At 61.3% G+C, this 1736-nt stretch carries 1 protein-coding gene and 1 pseudogene; both read right to left on the bottom strand.

All coding sequences use genetic code 11. The features are described 5' to 3' along the window. A pseudogene (locus B4F73_RS06220) lies at positions 1 to 507 on the bottom strand (anthranilate synthase component I); the annotation flags it as partial. Next, the coding region (locus tag B4F73_RS06225; RefSeq protein WP_290482757.1) for a peptidylprolyl isomerase at positions 504 to 1736 on the bottom strand (1233 nt) is incomplete at its 5' end. The pseudogene B4F73_RS06220 and the gene B4F73_RS06225, both read right to left, overlap by 4 nt.

The following is a 1736-nucleotide window of genomic DNA, read 5'->3' on the forward strand; positions in this document are numbered from 1 at the left end:
GATCTCGGATTCGTTGTCGGCTTCGACGCGGCCGATCAGCAGGATTTCCTGATAGATGTGATCGAACACGATGACCACGCGCGGGATGACCAGCAGGGCTTCCGGCACGTTCAGCATGTCCGGCTTTGTAATCTCCACCGGCTCGACATATTGGATCATGTCATAGCCGACATAGCCAAAGGCCCCTGAGGCCATAGGTGGCAGGTCTTCGTCGGCGCTGGCGCGGGCATCGCGGGCAAAGGCTTTCAGGGCCGCAACAGGCTCGGCATCAAGCGTCTTGGCGTCCGAGAAGTCAGCATCGCTGGCCGTCTCGGCTTTGCCATTGAGAATGCGAAACCAGCGGTCAGGTTCAAGCCCGATGAAGGAATATCGCCCGAGGCGTTCGCCACCTGCAATCGACTCGAACAGGAAGCTGCCGGGCGTTTCCGCGCCCAGCTTCAGCATGGCGGCAACCGGGGTTTCTATGTCCCCGATTCGCCGACGGACAATCAGTCTGGCATTGCTCATTGGTCTGACGTGATAGTGGCCTTGTAGGCTCTGAGCGTGCCTTGATTGGTGCGTAGCTTCATGGTGGCCGCAATCTCGGCTTCCATCGCCTGATCAAGATCGGTCTGCAGAGAGGTCAGCAGGCTGGAATTGGCCAATGGGGCCAGTTCCGACATGTCCGCCTCGCTCGGTGGTGTGATGTCGGTGATCTGCATCACCATCACTGCATCACCCGTCCGGCTCGGGAAGGTGAAGACATCGCCTTCCTTGCCGCTGAAGACGGAAGTGACTGCCGCATTTGGCAGGCCGGAATCGGCAGCCGTGCGCCGCGTGATCGGTGCGAGGGGTGTCTCGACCACTTCGTTGGTAGCGCGCGCTTCAGCTTCCAGTGTGCTCTCGCCAGACTTGATCCGGTCGGTCAGATCATCCAGCGCGGCCTGTACGCCGTTGGCTTCACGCTGGCGAACAAGACCGGTGCGCACATCCTCACGCAATTCCTCAAATTCCGGCGTGTAGCTTTCAAGCACTTTGCGGGGGGATGTGAGATAGGTGGCTTCGCCAATATCGATGCGGTTGCTGTTTTCACCGACCGGGATTTCGAACGCCTGCTGGAAAGCTTCTCCGGCGCTGATCAAGCCCATGAGTGCCACGCCTTCACGGGTGCGGCCAGACTGGTCAACGGGCGCGAATGTGATGAGCGGCACGCCGACTTCCTCGGCGATCTGACCGATCGGGTAGCCAGCGCCAATTGCGCGATCCAGCGCTTCCATTTTCTCAAACAGGAGGACGGCTGCGCGTTCGCGGGAGAGTTGGTCGCGAATCTCGCCTTCAACCTGTTCCAGGGGAAAGACTGCGCCGGGCTGGACCGAGACGAGCCGCGCCACGAGCCATTGGTCGCCGCGCTCGGCCGGGCCAAACAGGGCGCCGCTTTGCTTGCCGGCCCCGAACATGGCTTCTGCGAGCAGAGGATCGGACACGCTTTCACGGCGGCCGGTGCGGGTTTCGCGCGAGGCGACGCCTTCTACGCTTGCCGGGTCTGCGCCCGCGGCGAGCAGGCCAAAGGCCGTGCGGGCCGCTTCGCGGCTGGAGAACATGAGCTCGACATAGGTGCGGGTGTCAGGCTCTGAGTACCGCTCCGACTTGCTAGCTTCATAGACGGTGGCCACTTCCTGATCAGTCACGGTGACCTCTGACAGGAAGTCTTCGGCAGACATGCGCAGCACATCAATCATCCGACGCTCAGGCTGTTT

Source organism: Hyphomonas sp. UBA3601, from assembly GCF_002375605.1.
Taxonomy (GTDB): domain Bacteria; phylum Pseudomonadota; class Alphaproteobacteria; order Caulobacterales; family Hyphomonadaceae; genus Hyphomonas.